The sequence below is a fragment of the Methanobrevibacter arboriphilus genome (assembly GCF_019669925.1).
GTDB classification, from domain to species: domain Archaea; phylum Methanobacteriota; class Methanobacteria; order Methanobacteriales; family Methanobacteriaceae; genus Methanobinarius; species Methanobinarius arboriphilus_A.
In genome coordinates, this window is the sequence record NZ_AP019779.1 from 2,073,206 (window position 1) to 2,091,673 (window position 18,468).

The following is an 18,468-nucleotide window of genomic DNA, read 5'->3' on the forward strand; positions in this document are numbered from 1 at the left end:
ATTTATATGAAAATTGATAAAATTTTTTAAAAGCTGTAATTTCTTTCTAAATTAAGAAATAAAGACAAAAATTAAGTAAGCAAGGTGGTTCGTCTAGATCAACACTTTAAAAATAGAAAGTGGGTTATTCTTACTATGTTTGTTTTTTGTTTAAATTTTTGAATCTCTTTTTAATTTTCATTATTATATTAATATCTTATTTTGCTTTTAAATTTATTATTTATTTAAAGATAAAAAATCATAGATTATCTTAGATCCCGTTACTGCTGTTGGATCTCCAAGTTTGCTAGTAGCTACTTCTACTAAGTCAAAACCAATTACATTCTTATTAGCTAATATTTTTAATATATTTTCAATTATCTCTGGTGAAATTCCATTGGGGATTGGATTTCCTACCTCTGGAGCATATAATGGGTCTAAAACATCCATATCAATACTCAGATAAATTGGTTCATCTTCATTGATTCGATTGATTTTATCTTTAATATTTTCAAATTTTTCTTTTGTATCGTTTGCAGTGAAAATAGTTACATTTTTTACTCTATCAACAAACTCTTTTTCTTCAAGACTAGCTGATCTAATTCCTATTTCAATTATTTCTTTTGGTTTTAAATCATACACTCTTTTCATTATTGTAGCATGAGAACATTTTTCACCTTGATATTCATCTATAATATCCATGTGTGCATCAAGATGTATGATTGTCATATCTTCAATATCATACTTCTTTGAAAGTGCTTTAATTGGAGCTAAACTAACACTATGTTCTCCTCCAATCGTTATTGGTTTTATATTATGTTCAATAAGGTCAGATATTGTGTCTTCAAGAATTTTAATGGTTTCTTTACAGTTTCCATATATAACATTTATGTTTCCAAAATCATAGAAAACTGTATCAAGGTTACTTTTAAGGGTTATATTATATTTTTCAAAGCTGTATGATGCTTCTCTAACTGTTGTTGGACCAAATCTTGAGCCAGGACCATAAGAACTAGTACTGTCAAATGGAACTCCTATTATTCCCCAGCTATTTTCTTTAGTTTCTTTTAAATTTTCTGTTTCTTGTGAAAAAGCAAATTTCCATGGTTTATAAGTGTTAAATAACATAGTTTCACACACTTTTTATACTATAGCTAACATAATTTTTCTATCCATCTGGTTATTTTCAAATATATTAAAAAATTCATCAACATCTTCTTTATTTTCCATACTATAAAGACTTAATAAAATGTTTGTATCGAATATTAATGTACCTTCGTTTATTATTTTATTTTTTTCCTCGTTGGTTATTGGGTTAAAATAACTTGAAAATTTTTGTTTCATATGATAATTCCTAATTAATATTTTTAAATAAATTTTTTAGTATTTCCATATTTATAATATTAATCTCATTTAATATTTTTAAAGATTTTTAATTTTTAATATTAAAAACATATTTTTTTTTATATGTATATATTATTTATAATTTATTGAAGTAAAAAAATTATTGTTAATATTATAAATTTTTAGATGGATTATATTTTAATCTATCTCTATTCTTTTTAAACTATTTTCAAATACTTATTGAAGAACAGTAAAATTTATAGAAATCTAATTATATAATTATGACATAACAAACAAGTTATTTTTAAATTTATTTAAAATAAATAAATGGTGATAACATTGGTAAATACATATTCAAGAAATGTAGAAAAATTCTGCACGAAAGTAAAATGTAAATGCCTATATAGGAATTGTGTGAATACTCCTGAATGGGTTTGTCCTAGATGTGGTAGAGTATATGAACTCATAGGTAATGAGTATGTACTAAAAATTGATATTTAATAATAAATTTTTCTTATTTTTTCTTAAAAATTTTTCTAAATGCTTAGAGTGTTAGTTGAATTTGATATTTTTGGCATAATTTTATAGAAAATTTTATATGTAATTTATGCCATAGTAATATATAATACAATAAAGGTGAAAATATGCGATATAAAGTGGGAGATAAACTAAGGAAATTAAGGGAGGATAGTAAATATACTCAAAGTCAGCTTGCTAATTATTTGGGGATTGATCAAGGCCAACTTTCTAAAATTGAAAACGGGACTAGAAACCTTAATTTGAGTTTGTTAGATAAAATTTGTTCATTATATAATTGTTCCCATGAATACATTATAAATGATTCAGGAGAATGTTCCATTACTAAAGTTGCTTTTAGAAATAGTGAAAATTTTGTTGATTTGAATGTTGTTGCTAAAATAAATCAAGTAACTAATAATTTAAAACTTTTAAGAAATTTAGATAATGAGGAATAATATGAAATACATACAGGACAATAATATAAAGGGGTATCGTGAAACTAATCAATTTGCCGAAGATTTAAGAAGAGATTGGGGAATCGATAGTTATTCTCCTGTTGATATTTTTTCTGTTGCGATTGAAAAATTGCCTAATTTGACGTTAATTTTATTGCCTTTGGGTGAAAAAATTAGTGGGTGTTGTTCTAAGGTTGTTGATGATCAAATTATTTTGATTAATTCGGAACATTCTAAAGGTAGGCAAAATTTTACTTTAGCGCATGAATTATATCATTTAATATATGAAGATAACGAAGAGTGGTTAATTTGTGGGCATGATGCCAATAGTTCTAGTGAAGAAGAAGCAAATAATTTTGCATCTTCATTATTAATGCCAGATAGTGCTCTTAATGATTATGAGAAAAAGAACAATATTGTAAAATGGAATTTGGAAAATATTATACATTGCGAACAATTTTTCCAAATTAGTCATACTGCAATGTTATATAGATTAAGGTTAATTAATGGGTCAATAACATATGATGAATTTACAAGATATAAACTCAATGTTAAAAATGAAGCTATGAAATTAGGTTTTAGCACTGAATTATATGAGCCTTCTAATGATAGTAAAAAATATTTTTCTTTTGGCAATTATATACGTTTAACTGAGAAAGCTTTTGAAAATAATAAAATATCTATTGGGAAAAAAAACGAGTTATTGATGGATGTTTTCAGATCGGATATTGTTTATAATCTTAAAGAAGGGGATTTTCTTGATTAATAAACCTGTATTTTATGATACTGATTGTTTAGCTTGTTTTTTAATAATCGGAGAATGTTCTATTCTTATTCAAATGTTTTCTAAGATTATTATCACTGAACCTGTTCATCGTGAGCTTTTTAATGAAAGTACTCCACCTATAATAAAAAATAATTTAAGAGTTTTGATAGGTAGGGGTTTTGTAGAAGTTAAGGAAATGAGTATACTTTCTTCTGTATATCATTGTTATTCGTATATTGAACAAGGTCTTAGGAGTGATAATGATACACGTATAGGTAAAGGTGAAGCTTCAGTTATAGCTTTTGCAAAAGAAAATGATGGCATTGTTGCTAGCAATAATCTTTTCGATGTTAAAGAATATACTGATAAATATAATTTATCTCTTATAACTACTCCTCTTATTTTAGGTAAAGCAGTTGAAAATAAGCTGATAGATGAAACAAAAGCGAATAGTTTATGGAGTAAAATGTTAGATAGAAATATGTATTTGCCTGATGATTCTTTTTCTGAATATTACTCTAATAATTATGAAGATGATTGTGATGATTTTTTGAAATCTAATAATATATTTTAATATTGGTATATAATATTTTTTATTATTTTTTCATTTGTAATGTTTAGTCTTGCAGCTGCAAGAAGTGTTTTTTCAAGTGTAAAACTATTTTTTAATATTTTTTATATTTAATTTATAAAGCTATTTTTCCAACTGTACGATAATATTATACATTTGATTTTTTTATTTAATATATAAATTAAATATAATAAAAAAAATAAAGTTAAATAGAATCAATCAAATTTCTAAGTTTATCAGAAAAATTATTCCCTTCATAGGATTCTATTTTTTCTATATGTTTTTCAGATAATCTTATAGTTTTTACTATAAGCTCTTTATCTGATTTATATAATTTCAGAACAAAGCTTATTAATACTTTCGCTTTTGTTTCATCATCTACTTCAGATAATGAATTTAACAAATCTATTGATTTGTTTTTTATTCTTATATCCTTCTTTGTTGGCATTCCAAAAGAAGCTGATATATTAGATATTAATCCAGTTATGATACTTACAAAACCAGTTAAATCATCGTTACGCAAACTTCGCTCATACCCATAAGCATAACTATAAACAGCTATTTTTTCATGATAATTAAGCTTATCATATAAATCAGGAGGGTTATACCAACCACCGGATATACATAATTCTTCTATTTCTATTTTTGTCTTTTTATATATTTTAAATAAGTCTTTTAAATTTTGCAATTCTTTTTTAAAAAAATCATTAATAATCTTCCCCTCCCTATTTTGTATTCTCTGTATTCTATACTATTTAACTTATACTACATAAATATTTTGTTTATAATAAAAAAAAAATTATTGAATCTAACTTGGTAGTATAATATAAAACTAAATTTTATTTTTGTAGTGTTTAAAAGAATTTAATTTAATTTATTATTTATAATATTTTTATATTAAAATTAAGAATCATTATAAATAAAAAAAGTAGTTGGATAATGATTATTTTTTTATCATTATCTAAATATTTTAAAAATTTATAACCCATTTATTTCTATTGGGCCTTGTTTTTCATATATTACTAAGCATACTTTGAGTTTTCTTTTTAGTTTCATATATTTTTCTGTTGCTGCATTAAGTTTTTTGTGGAATTCTTTCATTTTTTCATATTTTTCTTTTTTCATTTCTTCTGTCATTTCTTTTTTCATCATTTCTTCATTGTGTTGTTTCATATAACGCATTTTGTGTTTAAAGTAATTGTGTTTTCCTTTTAGCATTTTGTATTCTGCAGCACATTCTCCTACTTCATCTGCTAATTTAAGCAGATATTCTTCATTTAACATTTTTGACATAGTTTTCACATCCCTATGTTATAATTTTGTTGTTTTTTGATAATATAGTTTTAATTTTTATTATTTTTTAAGGGATAAATCATATTATTTGGCTTATTTTTCTCTATTTCCTATTTAATATTTTAAAATATAATATTGATAGCTATTGAAAAGTAATGTTTATTATATTAATAATTAATCTATTATTTTTATATCTTCAATATTGAAATGTTCATCAAATGTTACTATCTTGTTTATTCCTAATTCTTTCATGATTTCAATATATAAACAATCAAAAAAAGGTAATCTTTTAGGAAGATAATTAACCATTCTTTCCATAGTATTATTATATAAATTTATATCCTCAACTATTCCAAATTTACCACTGTTTAATCTATTATAAACTTTTTCTAATAGTTCTTTTGAAACCTTTAACTTAATATTTAAAACTGTCATTACCTCTAGTATTATGGAATTGGATATAATAATAGTTTCATGGTTTATTTTATTCCATATTTTCAAAGCTCGTTTATTAAATTTATGGTCTTTGACAAATAAAGCTATTAAAAAATTGGCATCTGCAAATATCATAAAATTAACCTTTTCTTGTTCTTATTTCTTTTACTGCTTCTACTGGATCAAATTCCTTTGGTGCTTCAATACTACTTATTACATCATCAATATTTTTATTAGGGTCTGGTTTTACTATGAATTTAAGTTTAGATTTGTTTTTTTGTGGTTCTTTTTCTATTCCTTGTTTTAAATAATCATTAATTATCTTTGTTTGTGTGGTATTTTTATTAATAGCTATTTGTTTGATTGTATCTATTATTTCAGAATCTATAAATAATGTGGTTCTATTTTTGGTTTTCATATTTATCACTTCTAATATGATTTTTGTAATGTTTTGTATGATATATGATATATTACATACATATTACATATATATTATATATTACATAATACATATATATTTTATCATTAACATAAAAGAATAAATTTTACACTTTTTTAAATATTTATTTTCTTAAAGAATTAGCTGATGCAAAGTTTGAGATGCAAAGTTTAAAAGTATATAAAAGTAAATAATCTATTAAAAGATAATATAGATAAAATAAGGGTATAAAAATTAGAATTATTTGGTTTAATTGATATTAAGTATTGTAAATTTTTTAAAAAAAGTTTAATAAAATATTAAGCAAAATTAAAGCTTTTTCATTAATGGAATAATAAGTAAAAATAGTAATGATATTTAAAATGTGTTAAGGTGTGTTATTATATGAGTATTATCTATATATCAATTTTATCCTCTAAATATTAATTATTTGGATAATACTAGATTTAATGAGTTATTTTATTAATAATTTAAAAATAATAGGGTTTAAAAATAAATATATTAAGATAATAAATATTAAGATAATAAAAAAAGAATTATTAGATAAATTTGCTATTTATCTATTTAACTCTCATTATTTTCATGTTTCCTAATGCAGTGATATAATCTACTTCTGCACCTTCAACAATCTGATCTCTTATTTCTTCAGGTATAGGAAGTTCGAGAGTTTCATAATTTTCCATATCCATTAATTGAACATCGCTACCCATGATAGATAATACTTGTCCAACTCTTTTGTCAATAATTGGAATATCAATTTTAGTATCTACTGGTTTAACAATACTTCTTTTTTGGTTATCAAAAATACCAACAGCTTCAAGTCTTGCTTTAGCTGCTCCGTGTTTTCCAGGAGATGAAGTTGATAAACTGGTTATTTTAGAAGCTTCTCCATCTAATACTACATATTTTCCTACTTTTAAAGTTTTCACTTCAACAACTTTCTTTGACATTAATTTTCCTCCACATATAGGATATAATATTTGTTAAAATTATTGTAAGGGTCAATATTTAATTAAAAATATATTTCATTTAAATCTAAATTTAATTTAAAGATATATTTAATTTAAAATATTTTTAATTAAAAGCATTTTCCTTTTATAATCTTTTATAAATCTAATATTGATTAATACTATGTATTTACTCCTAATTCTATGTTTTTACATTTAATATTATGTATCTATATCTAATACTATGTTTTCACATATTTTTATTAGGAGCTTTATATAACTTCAATTTACAAAAATGTAGTTAATATAAGTAATATAATTAGATTAATAATATATTTAATCAAGTTTTATATAAAGTATTCTATTAGTTTTAATATTATTTTTTAATAGAATTTTTTAATAGAATTCTTGAAATTCTTGGAATTATTTATAATAAAAACTTTATTTTTATATTTATAAAATCAGAAATTTTGTAATAATGAAAACCTCGCTTTTAAACTTATAAAAATAAGAATTTTTATAAATAATAAAAATTTCATTTTTAAACTTATAAAAATAGAAAATTTTTATAAATAATAAAAAATTTTAATAGTATAATCATTAATAAGAATTTAAAAAGAAGTAGAATAAGTATAGAGTAAGTATAAAATGTTATAGAAAAGATTGTTAACTTATATAGTAAAAATGCTTTTTAGCATTAGTAATATCCTTTGTTTTAATAGTTTTTCGCTTGTTAGACTTAGCACTTTTAAAGGATTCTTCTGTTAATTTTTTAATAAATTCTGTTGTTTCTTCTATAATCTGATTAAGTCCATCATTACTTATTAATAATTCATCATTTACTTCTTTTATCATTCGTTTTACAGTTGCTTTTGGTAAATCTGTCATTTTTTCACCTTATACATTACATTATGGATTTAAATCCCTAATTAATTTTTTATAACTCTTTGATTATTATTTTTATAATTGTTTAATATTACATATTTTATACTGCTTTTATACCATTTAAAGAGATAGTTGTTCTGAAAATTATAAAAAGTTTAATATGGAAAATCTAAACTCGGGATAATATATAAAAAGATCAATATACTTTAAATTAAATAGTGAATATTCACTATTTTAAAGTAATATAATTAATTTCAGTACAATAGTATATAAAAGTTTCTATAAGATTTTAAAGGAATTCTTGCTTTTTTATAAATAAAATTAGCTTTTTCATAAATTTATTGATCATAGCAATTTCTTTAGTAATTATAGTAATATAGGTAGTAATTTTAATAATATACCTAATTATAATAACATCTTTAGTAATTATTTTAATTATTATTTTAATTTATTATTTTAATAATTATAGTAATACATTTATTAATATGATTAAAATAATTGTTAATACTTTTATTAATTTTTCTATTAATATGTTTATTTATATTTTTATTAATAGATATGAACATGTATTAATAAGTAGAAATTCTAATATTAATAGAACTTTGAATTTAAATTATAATTTAAATATAATTTGATTTGAATTTGGTTTTTTAAAAATTTTAAAAAATTTTAAATTAATTTATAAAATTATAATTATTATTTTAATAATTGCTATTTTACTAAATATTATTTTATTTTTAATATTATTTTAGTAAAATAATATTTAATATAATATTATTTAATGGAATATTATTCGATGAAATGCTTTTTAATAGAATAATATTAAATATAATAATTTATTAAGCTTACTATGTGATAAAATGAAGGTTGCTATTGTATCTGGAAAGGCAGAAGGTCCAACTAAACTTAATTCATTTGATAATGCGTTAATTGAAGCAGGTATAGGGGATGTTAATTTAATTAAGGTTTCTAGCATGTTAGAAAAAGAAACTCAATTATGTCTACTTCCAAAATTAAAAGCAGGAGCTATGGTTAATTGTGTATTAGCTACAATAAGCTCAGATAAAAAAGGAGATTTAATTTCTTCTGCTATAGCTATAGCTATTGGAGATAATCTTGGTTGTGTTGTTGAAAATTCAGGGATTAATAAATCTCCTGAAGAGATTAGGAAAGAAGCTAAAGAAATGGTTACTTATATGATGGATATTCGTAATGAAACAATCAATGAATTAATTATAGAAGAAATTAATCATACTGTTGATGAATTAGGTACTGTTGTTGCTTCAGTTGTTTATTTAAACGATGAAGTTATTGATAATAATTAAAATCAATGGATTTATATTTAATATTTTATATAAATAATACTTATTATTATAAATAAAAATTAATATTCATAAAAATAATAAATATATCCATACAAATAATAAATTTATCATTGTAAATAATAGTTAATATTTAAATAAACAACAATTTGTTATTATAAACAAGAATTAGTACTATAAATAACCTTTAATATTATAAATAACATTATTATAAATAATGTTAGTATTATAAAGAATAATTATTAATTAAAATATTTTTAAAAGGATTTTAAGAAGAATATCTTTTAAAAAGGATTTTTTTGGGGCAATAAAATGAATAGAAAAGACATTGATTTATGTGAAAATATTTCCAATAAGATAATTGAAAATGTTGAAAAAAAGATTAAGGAGCATGTTGGAAATAATAAATCTGGTGAATTTGTTAAAATGGGTGCTGATGGAACACCTACTTCTTTCATTGATTTAATTGCTGAAAAAGAGGTTATAAAAGTATTAAAAAATACTGATTTCACTTCTATTTTAATTAGTGAAGAAATAGGAGAATTAAAAATTGGTAATGGTAGTGTAAAGAATATTAATGTATCTGATGAATTAAAAAGAGTTTATGATTCTAAAAATAATTCTAATTTAAATAATTCAGGTTTAGATAACTTTGATCTAGATAATCCTAGATTTATATTTCTAGTTGATCCACTTGATGGAACAAGTAATGCTATAAAAAATATATCTGCTTATGGAATATCTATAGCTGTTGCTCTGGTTAATAAGGAATATGTTTCTCTCGATGATATTGAGCTAGGTTTTATTAAAAATTTTGCTAGTGGAGATTATTACCATGCAGTTAAAGGAAAGGGGGCTTGGCTAAACAATAAAAAAATGACTCCCAATTCTGAAACTAATATTAATAATTTATCCATAGGGGCTTTTGTTAAAAATAATAGTTATGGAGTTTTTAATCTAATAAAAAAAGTAAGAAGGATGAGGATTTTAGGGTCTGTTGTTTTAGAATTAGCTTATATAGCCAATGGTAAATATGATGTTTTTATTGATATGAGGGGAAGTAGGATAATAGATATAGCTGCTTCAATGCTGATAGCTAATGAATCTGGTGCGGTTATCACTGATGAAAATGGAAATAAATTAAAAAAGAGATTAAGTATATCTGAAAAAGCTATTGTCATTGGTTCAAGTAATCCTAAACTACATAAAAAGATAATAAACACTATAAACAATAATAAATCATTTGATATTAAAAGAGTTGGAATTGTAAGTAGGTTAGATAAAATTGAAGCTGTTTTATTTTCAGCTAAACTTATACAATTTTTAGATAGTAATAATATAGATATATCTATTGAAAATTCACTAGCTAAAAAATTATCCGGGCTCAATATGGATGAATCTACTCTTGAGGATAATATAGCTAAAATTTCTAAATATGATGAAGGTATAGCTAATGAATTACATGGTTTAATTTTTAAAGATGATTATTATATATATGCAACAGATATTAAAGAATTTGATGTTGACATGGTAATAACACTTGGTGGTGATGGAACTCTTTTAAGAGGTCAAACTAAGCTAAGTAATAGTGAAATTCCTATTTTAGGGATAAATTTAGGGACTGTTGGATTTTTAACAGAATTAGATATTGAAAATTCTTTTAAAAAGATTGATACTATTCTTAAAGGTGAATATTTTAAGGAAAAAAGGACTCAACTGAAAGTTTCTCATGGAAAAGAGCTTTTTACAGCATTAAATGAAGTTGTGATAATGACTGAAAAACCAGCTAAAATGTTAAATTTTGAAGTTAGAGTGGATGGTGAGATTGTAGAGGAATTTAGAGCTGATGGACTTATACTCTCTACTCCTAGTGGTTCAACTGCTTATTCTATGTCTGCAGGAGGTCCTATCGTAGATCCAAAAGTAGGGGCTTTTATTATAATTCCAATATGTCCATATAAATTAGGTTTAAGGCCATTTGTTGTTTCTGATAAAAGTGAGATTAAAGTTAAACTTCTTAAAAAAGGTAAAAAAGCTGTTCTTGTTATGGATGGTCAAGTTAGCCAAGAAATTGATGATTCTGAAGAATTAAGATTTGTAAGATCTGAAAATGATGTTTGTTTTATCAGAACAACTGATAAATACTTCTATCAAAAAGTTAAAGAAAAGCTAACTGAAGGTGGGTCAGGTTCAGATAGAGTTTGTTTTTAGTTTCAATAGGTGGATTAATTAGTTGTAGATCATTAATTGATAATGATTAATTAATATTGCTAATTGGTTATGGTTTAATTGGTTATGTTATTGTATATTTTTATAGATTATTTTGGTTTTGTTAAACATGGATGTATTGGTTATTGATTTAACTCATGGTGGAGTTAAAATTGCAATCGGTCTTAAAAAATTAGGAGTATTTAATAATATTGCTGCTTATGATATTTACAATACTCTAAAGGAAGAAGAGGCGAGTTTGCTTGAGTTTCATAATATAAATGTTATAAATAATCAAAATGATGTTAATAGTTATTTTAATAATTTAAACATTAGTAATTCAAATAATATAGATATTTTAATAGTTAATCCTATTCATTCTCCTTTTAAAGTTTCTAATATTAATAATTTTAAAAATAATACTATTAATAACAATAATGACGATAATATCAATAATAATATCAATAATAATATCAATAATACTATCAATAATATAAAATATAATATAAAAAATAATATTAAAAGTAATATTAATAATAATATTAGTAGTATTAATAATAATCTCAATAACAGTATTAATAATATTGATATTCATAATATTCATGATAATTATAATTATAATCATAATGATTCTGTTGGTATTTCTATAAATGAGATAACTCATCATAAAGCAGTTGAATTAATTTTAAATAAGTGGAAAAGATATATAGCTACTAAAAATATTCCTGTTGTTGAAGTTACTGGTGTTAAAGGTAAAACTAGTGTTGTAGCTATGCTTAAAGAGATTTTACTTAAAAAGGATCCTCTTGTTTTAAGTAGTCTTGGGTCTTGTTTTTATAAAAAAGGTAAAAAAATAACTTTAAAAAAGAATATTAGTATAACTCCTGCAAGCATATTAGAAACCATAAATATGGCTAAAAAAGTTGATAATTCTGATTGTGTAACAATTGATGATTTAGTTAATAATTTAAGCACTGATTTGTGCAATGATATTGAATATGGTGCTTGTATTTTTGAAAGTTCATTGGGAGTTACTGGATTAGGTGATGTTGGTGTATTAACTAACCTTGTAGAAAACTATCCTATAGCTAAAAATACTTCAAATGCAAGAAATGCGAAAAAACAAGTTTTTGATTGTGATATAGTTGCTATTGAAAAAGAAACATTAGATGATTATTACATTGGATCTGAACATGGTGGAAATGATTATAACTTTAAAAATATTCTATCTAAATCTAATACTTTTAGTTTATACAATGATTCTTCTAATGTAACCGCTGATAGGGTTAATTATGGATTAAATAATACTTCTATTGAGATATCTTATAAAAATATAAAGACTATTTCTGGTGAAAATATCTCAGGATCATTGTCTATTGATACTTTTGCTCCAGGAAAACACCATGTTTCAAATGTTTTATGTGCTGTCACTGTTTCTTTATCATTAGGTCTTAGCTTGGATGATATTAAAGATGGTTTAGCTAACTTTAATGGTATTAAAGGAAGGACTTCATTAAAAAAAGAAAATGGGTCTATTATTATTGAAGAAATTAACCCGGGGATTAATACTAAAGCTATTGAAAGCTCTATCAAAATGATTAATGATTTAAGTGATTATACTATTATTTTAGGAGGTAAATATGGTGTTACTTGTGAAGAAATTGATGAAAATAGTGTAGCTACCCTTCTAGATAATTTTTTAGATAAATCAAAGATTACAAATAAAGCTGAAATGAATAAAGTTGAAATGAATAAATATGAGATGGGTGAAGTTGAAATAGGTAAAGATACAGATAAATGGTTTGATTTAATATTAACTGATGATTTAGGGATTGAAATAGAAAAAAAGATGTCTAATAATGTTGAAGTTATTAAAGATCCTATTGAAGCTCAAAAAAAAATTATATCTAATAATAAGAATATTCTTTTTATTTATCGTTCTAATTATTCTCAAATAAACAAAAGATAATTCTATAAATTTTTTTATAATAGTACTATTATGTATAATACTCTTATCACGATACTTTTATTATTATGATTTTATTTTTTATTTATTTTTATATAATTGTATTTAATAGTATTTCATTATTACTTATTTAGTTATTGTTTATTACTTATTATTTATTATTTAAAAATTATGAAAAATATATTAAATTATAAATACATATAATAGAGTAATAAATTGAAATTAGCCATTTTATAATAATGGTATATAATTTGATAATTTTTCTTTAAATCAAAAATAATTCTTAAATAGATTCTTAACTGGGGTATTTTTATGGATGAGAAAGACAACCATAATAGAAACACTATGTCCAAAGAGGATATGGGTCATGAAAATGTGAATCATAAGAATATGGATAAAAACCATGAACATATGAATCATGATGAGATAGATGATATGGGTCATGAGCATATGGATCATGGTGATATGGGTGATATGGGTCATGAGCATATGGGTCATGATGAAATGGATGATATGGGTCATGAGCATATGGATCATGCTGGAATGGGTATGATGGATATGGAAGACCTTAAGAAGAAATTTTGGGTTTCTTTAATCTTAACAATTCCAACCATATTACTATCTCCAATGATGGGAATGGAGATGCCATTTCAAATTAGCTTTCCAGGTTCATATTGGGTTGTTTTGGTTATAGGATCTATAATCTATTTTTATGGAGGTCAACCTTTTTTTACTGGTTCAAAAGAAGAGCTAAGAAATAAAAAACCTGCAATGATGACCTTAATATTTATGGGAATTACAGTAGCTTATTTCTATAGTCTTTATTCTGTTTTTGCAAACAATATATTTCATGTACATCCTATGGTTCATGATTTTTTCTGGGAATTAGCTACTTTAATAGATATAATGTTACTTGGACATATAATAGAGATGAATTCAATAATGAGTGCAGGTTCTGCACTTAATAAATTAGCTAAACTGCTTCCTAAAAAGGCTCATAAACTTGAAAATGGGAAGATTATCGATGTTGATATTGATAAATTAAAAGAAAATGATATAGTTGAAGCAAGGGCTGGAGAGAAGATTCCTGCAGATGGAATTGTTATTAGAGGTAATACAAGTATTAATGAGTCTATGGTAACTGGTGAGTCTAAACAAATAACAAAAGATATTAATAGTAAAGTTATTGGAGGTTCAGTTAATGGAGAAGGAAATATACAGATTAAGATAACTGGTACTGGGGAAACAAGTTATCTAGCACAAGTACAGAAATTGGTTTCTGAAGCTCAAAAAGAACAATCAAAAAGAGAAACAATGGCAGATATTATTGCAAGAACATTATTTTATGTAGCTATTATTTTAGGAATAATTTCTTTTACTTCTTGGTATTTTGTAGAAAATATCAGTGTTGCATTTTCTGTAGCTGTTACTGTTCTTGTTATCGCTTGTCCTCATGCATTAGGATTAGCTATACCTCTTGTAGTAGCTAGGAGTACTTCTATTGGAGCTAATAATGGACTTTTATTTAGAAATAGAACTTCTTTTGAACGAGTTAAAAAGTTAAAATATGCTTTGATGGATAAAACAGGTACATTAACTGAAGGAAACTTTAAAGTAACTAAATATGGAAGTTTAAATGATGATATTACTGATGAAACTATTTTAAAAATAGCTGCTGGATTAGAAGATGGATCTAATCATCCATTAGCTATAGGTATATTATCTAAAGTAAAAGAAAAAGAATTAGACTATGAAAGAGCACATAATACTTATCAAAAAACTGGAATTGGTTTAACTGGTGAGATTAGTGGTGAAGAATTTAAAATAGTGTCTGTAACCTATTTAGATAAAAAAAGTATATCTTATGATAAATCAAAATTTAAAAAGCTTGCAGAAAGCGGTAATTCTATTAGCTATATTTTAAATAAGAGTAATGATCTTTTGGGTTTTATTTCTCAAGGGGATGAAATTAAATCAGAATCTAAAATAATGATTGATTCTCTTAAAGAACGTAATATTATACCTGTTATGCTTACAGGGGATAATGAAGAAACTGCAAATTTAGTTGCTAAAAAATTAGAAATTCAAAATGTTTTTGGAAAGCTTCTTCCAGAAGATAAAGAAAAGATAGTTAAAAAGTATCAAGAATCTGGATTTACTGTAATGATGATTGGTGATGGTGTAAATGATGCGCCGAGTTTGGTAGCAGCAGATATTGGAGTAGCTATAGGTTCAGGAACTGATGTAGCTATAGATTCTGCTGATGTTATATTGGTAAAAAGTAATCCTTTGGATATTATTAAATTTTTAGATTTAGGAGGTAAAACAACAAGAAAGATGAATGAAAATCTTGTGTGGGGTGCGGGATACAATGTAATTGCATTACCACTGGCTGCAGGAGTTTTAGCTCCTTTTGGATTCATGCTTAATCCACTTATTGGAGCTGTACTAATGTCTTTAAGTACAATTCTAGTTGCTATTAATGCAATGTTATTGAAGGACATTTGAGGATATTTATTAAAAAATTATTATTTCAGTTAATTATTATTTTAATGAAAAAATTTATATCAACATAAAAATATATTATTTATAAAATATCTGATTTTATAAGTTTAAAAATGAAATTTTTATATGTAGAAATTCTTATTTTTATAAGTTTAAAAATGAAATTTTTATTATTTATAAAATTTTTTTTATTTTAGTACTTATCAGATTATTATTTATTTTAATTACAATTCTTTTTTGAATTGGGGATGATTTATTGATTGTTGGAACTAGAGGTAGTGAACTTGCTTTAACACAGACAAATTATATTAGAAATCGTTTGTTTGATTTGACAAATAATGAGGTTGAAACTAAAATCATAAAGACTACTGGTGATAAGATAACCACATCTCAACTCTATAATATGGATTCTAAAGGACTTTTTACAAAAGAGTTAGATAGGGCTGTTTTAGAGGAAGAAGTAGATTTTGCAGTTCATAGTTTAAAAGATGTTCCAACTGAGCTTAATGAAGATCTTGAAATAGCTGCAGTTCCAATAAGAGAGTCTCCAAATGAAGTTTTAGTATCAAATTATTCTTGGGAAGATCTTAAAAAGGGTTCAACTTTAGGAACTAGTAGTTTAAGGAGAGAAGCTTTTTGTAATATGTATGAAAAAGGGCTTGAATTGAAACCTATTAGGGGGAACATTGGAACTCGTGTTGAAAAAGTCTTAGATGGTGAAGTTGATGCTACTATAATGGCAGAAGCTGGTTTAAATAGATTAGGTCTTACAGAGTGTATTAAAAATAGATTTTCTCTTGATTATTTAACTCCTCCTGCTGGTCAAGGAGCTTTAGCTATAATAACTAGAAAAGATTCTCCAGTTAAAGACACTATACGGAAATTGAATCATTATGAATCAGAACAAGAAGTTTTAGCAGAAAAAACTGTTCTTAAAGAATTAGGTATTGGGTGTCAATGGCCTTTAGGATCAATAGCTAGGGTAAATGGGAGTGAATTAAGCCTTTATTCTATATTATTGACTCAAAAAGGAGAAATACTTCATAAAGCTAAACTTAAATCTTCTATTGGTGAAGCTGAGGATTTAGGTAAAAAGCTTGCTAGAGACATGAAAGAATTTATTTAAGATTAAGTTTATATGTCATCAAGTATAAGTTATAATTATAATATTTAAATTATTATAAATACAGTATGGTCTAGAAATTAATATTATTTTAATATAAATTAATATTTCTTATATTAATTTCTATTTTTTTATTAATTTTGGATTTAATATTGTTATTTTATTGCTGTTATTAATTATACATTTATTATAATTTAATTTATCCTATTATTTGTATATATTAATGTATTATTTATTATAATGGCTTTTTATTAGTTATATATAATAATTTTCAATATTTATAGTTTATTAGTCTAATAGTGGCATGATTTATAAATATTTGCTAATATTCTATAAATGTCTGCTAAAAATATTGGTAAAGAAATATTAGTAAAGAAATATTGGTAAAAATATTGACTAAAAATGTTTAATTTAAAAGGATTAATTTAAATGTTTTAGTTTTTGTAAAAAAAATGTTAAAATTGTTATATATTATAGTTTAACATGAAAAATATTATTTTTCATGAAATATTCAGATTAATAATTATATTATTTTTAATAGGGAGGATTAGTTGTGAATAGTGTTAATGTAGGAGTTATTGGGGTTGGAGCAATGGGTTATAACCATGCTCGTGTTTATTATAGGTTGGACAATGCAAATCTTATTGGGGTTTCTGATGTAAGTGAATCTACTTTGTCTAAAGTATCTAAAAAATATGATACTAAAGGATATAATGATTATATGGATTTATTAAAAAATCCAGAAATTGAAGCTGTAAGTGTTTGTGTCCCAACTACTCATCATTATAATGTTGTAATGGCTGCAATAGAGCATGGAAAGCATGTTTTAGTAGAAAAACCTATTGCATTTACCTTAAATGAAGCTGAAGGGATGATAGAAGCTGCTAAAGAAAAAGGTGTTAAACTAAGTACTGGGCATGTTGAAAGATTCAATCCTGCAGTTCAGAAAGCAAAAGAACTTATTGAAATGGATATTATTGGTGATGTGGTTTCTGCATCTGCTAAGAGAGTTGGTCCATTTCCTCCAAGGATTAAAGATGTTGGTGTAGCTATTGATCTTGCTATTCATGATTTAGATGTTATGTATTATTTATTTGATGATGATGTAACTCAAGTTTATGCAACTATGGGTAGTATTCTTGAAAAATGTGAATATGAAGATCATGCTGAAATTATGACAAAATTTGCTAATGGAATCACTGGTATTTTAGAAGTTAACTGGTTAACTCCTTATAAAAGACGTGCATTAGAGATTACAGGAACTGATGGGATAATATCCATTGATTATATGGATCAAAGTGTAGATGTAGCTGGAAAATTTGCACAAAAGGTAGATATTCAGAGGGAAGAACCATTAAAATATGAAATAACCTCTTTCTTAAATTCAATTATGGATAATAAAGATATGGAGATTACTGGTGAAGATGGGTTGAATGCTCTTAAAATGGTTTTAGCTGCAAACATGTCTTCAAAAGAACAATTACCTGTTAAGTTAGATGAACTTAATGGTTAATTGATCTATAATTATTTGATAATTAGATTTTCTCCCTAAGAGATTAACTACTTAAATTAACCACTTAATAATCAATTAAAGGTTAGATTATTATTAATTCAATATTAAATTACTATTAACTCCAATATTAAATTATTATTAGTCTCATATTGAATTATTATTTTTCATTTTATTCTTCTATATTTTAATTATCATAAT

18 protein-coding genes are annotated in these 18,468 nt (G+C 24.1%); 10 read left to right on the plus strand and 8 right to left on the minus strand.

Translation table 11 applies throughout. From position 1 onward, the window contains the following. Positions 1 to 216: 216 nt before the first annotated feature. Positions 217 to 1,107: an agmatinase gene (gene speB, locus MarbSA_RS09070; protein WP_221061457.1), complete on the minus strand. Its 891-nt coding sequence runs from the start codon at positions 1,105 to 1,107 to the stop codon at positions 217 to 219. Between the two features lie 15 nt (positions 1,108 to 1,122). Further along, positions 1,123 to 1,323, minus strand: a complete 201-nt coding sequence (locus tag MarbSA_RS09075) for a hypothetical protein (protein WP_221061458.1) — start codon at positions 1,321 to 1,323, stop codon at positions 1,123 to 1,125. A gap of 339 nt (positions 1,324 to 1,662) precedes the next feature. On the opposite strand from MarbSA_RS09075, the gene MarbSA_RS09080 reads away from it, so the two are divergent. From MarbSA_RS09080 to MarbSA_RS09095, 4 genes are all read left to right on the plus strand, one after another. Next, a complete protein-coding gene (locus MarbSA_RS09080) occupies positions 1,663 to 1,824 on the plus strand; it encodes a hypothetical protein (RefSeq protein WP_156314708.1) in 162 nt (53 codons plus the stop codon). A gap of 143 nt (positions 1,825 to 1,967) precedes the next feature. Further along, a complete protein-coding gene (locus MarbSA_RS09085) occupies positions 1,968 to 2,297 on the plus strand; it encodes a helix-turn-helix domain-containing protein (RefSeq protein ID WP_054835626.1) in 330 nt (109 codons plus the stop codon). 1 nt (position 2,298) lies between these two features. Further along, entirely contained in the window at positions 2,299 to 3,063 is a 765-nt protein-coding gene (locus tag MarbSA_RS09090) for an ImmA/IrrE family metallo-endopeptidase (RefSeq protein ID WP_221061459.1), read from the plus strand. After that, entirely contained in the window at positions 3,056 to 3,637 is a 582-nt protein-coding gene (locus MarbSA_RS09095; protein WP_221061460.1) for a PIN domain-containing protein, read from the plus strand. Before MarbSA_RS09090 ends, MarbSA_RS09095 begins: the two co-directional genes overlap by 8 nt. A gap of 202 nt (positions 3,638 to 3,839) precedes the next feature. On the opposite strand, the gene MarbSA_RS09100 is transcribed toward MarbSA_RS09095, so the two are convergent. The 6 genes from MarbSA_RS09100 to MarbSA_RS09125 all read right to left on the minus strand — a co-directional run bounded on the left by MarbSA_RS09100 (position 3,840) and on the right by MarbSA_RS09125 (position 7,636). Beyond that, positions 3,840 to 4,322 (minus strand): hypothetical protein, encoded by a 483-nt coding sequence (locus tag MarbSA_RS09100; protein ID WP_221061461.1) that lies wholly within the window; start codon positions 4,320 to 4,322, stop codon positions 3,840 to 3,842. 290 nt (positions 4,323 to 4,612) lie between these two features. After that, positions 4,613 to 4,936 (minus strand): hypothetical protein, encoded by a 324-nt coding sequence (locus MarbSA_RS09105; protein WP_221061462.1) that lies wholly within the window; start codon positions 4,934 to 4,936, stop codon positions 4,613 to 4,615. A 165-nt stretch (positions 4,937 to 5,101) separates the two neighbouring features. Next, positions 5,102 to 5,497, minus strand: coding sequence for a type II toxin-antitoxin system VapC family toxin (locus tag MarbSA_RS09110; protein WP_054835849.1), 396 nt, complete (start codon positions 5,495 to 5,497; stop codon positions 5,102 to 5,104). Between the two features lie 4 nt (positions 5,498 to 5,501). Beyond that, complete coding sequence (locus tag MarbSA_RS09115) at positions 5,502 to 5,780, minus strand: DUF6364 family protein (RefSeq protein WP_221061463.1); 279 nt, start codon at positions 5,778 to 5,780, stop codon at positions 5,502 to 5,504. A gap of 581 nt (positions 5,781 to 6,361) precedes the next feature. Continuing rightward, positions 6,362 to 6,751 (minus strand): translation initiation factor IF-5A, encoded by a 390-nt coding sequence (locus tag MarbSA_RS09120; protein ID WP_042703418.1) that lies wholly within the window; start codon positions 6,749 to 6,751, stop codon positions 6,362 to 6,364. 663 nt (positions 6,752 to 7,414) lie between these two features. Next, a complete protein-coding gene (locus MarbSA_RS09125) occupies positions 7,415 to 7,636 on the minus strand; it encodes a histone-like protein (protein WP_042703420.1) in 222 nt (73 codons plus the stop codon). An 857-nt stretch (positions 7,637 to 8,493) separates the two neighbouring features. Between MarbSA_RS09125 and MarbSA_RS09130 the strand changes: the two genes are divergently transcribed. The 6 genes from MarbSA_RS09130 (at position 8,494) to MarbSA_RS09155 (ending at position 18,270) form a co-directional block, all read left to right on the plus strand. Next, complete coding sequence (locus MarbSA_RS09130; RefSeq protein WP_054835965.1) at positions 8,494 to 8,958, plus strand: pyruvoyl-dependent arginine decarboxylase; 465 nt, start codon at positions 8,494 to 8,496, stop codon at positions 8,956 to 8,958. A gap of 309 nt (positions 8,959 to 9,267) precedes the next feature. Beyond that, a complete protein-coding gene (locus MarbSA_RS09135) occupies positions 9,268 to 11,166 on the plus strand; it encodes a bifunctional NADP phosphatase/NAD kinase (RefSeq protein WP_221061464.1) in 1,899 nt (632 codons plus the stop codon). A 127-nt stretch (positions 11,167 to 11,293) separates the two neighbouring features. Continuing rightward, positions 11,294 to 13,132 carry a coenzyme F430 synthase gene (gene cfbE, locus MarbSA_RS09140; RefSeq protein ID WP_221061465.1) on the plus strand — a complete coding sequence of 613 codons (1,839 nt, stop codon included), beginning with the start codon at positions 11,294 to 11,296 and terminating at the stop codon, positions 13,130 to 13,132. A gap of 309 nt (positions 13,133 to 13,441) precedes the next feature. Continuing rightward, positions 13,442 to 15,637 carry a heavy metal translocating P-type ATPase gene (locus MarbSA_RS09145; RefSeq protein ID WP_244987867.1) on the plus strand — a complete coding sequence of 732 codons (2,196 nt, stop codon included), beginning with the start codon at positions 13,442 to 13,444 and terminating at the stop codon, positions 15,635 to 15,637. A gap of 253 nt (positions 15,638 to 15,890) precedes the next feature. Next, on the plus strand, positions 15,891 to 16,760 hold the full coding sequence (gene hemC / locus MarbSA_RS09150) for a hydroxymethylbilane synthase (RefSeq protein WP_054835333.1): 870 nt from the start codon (positions 15,891 to 15,893) through the stop codon (positions 16,758 to 16,760). Between the two features lie 550 nt (positions 16,761 to 17,310). Then, a complete protein-coding gene (locus MarbSA_RS09155; RefSeq protein ID WP_221061466.1) occupies positions 17,311 to 18,270 on the plus strand; it encodes a Gfo/Idh/MocA family protein in 960 nt (319 codons plus the stop codon). Positions 18,271 to 18,468 lie beyond the last annotated feature (198 nt).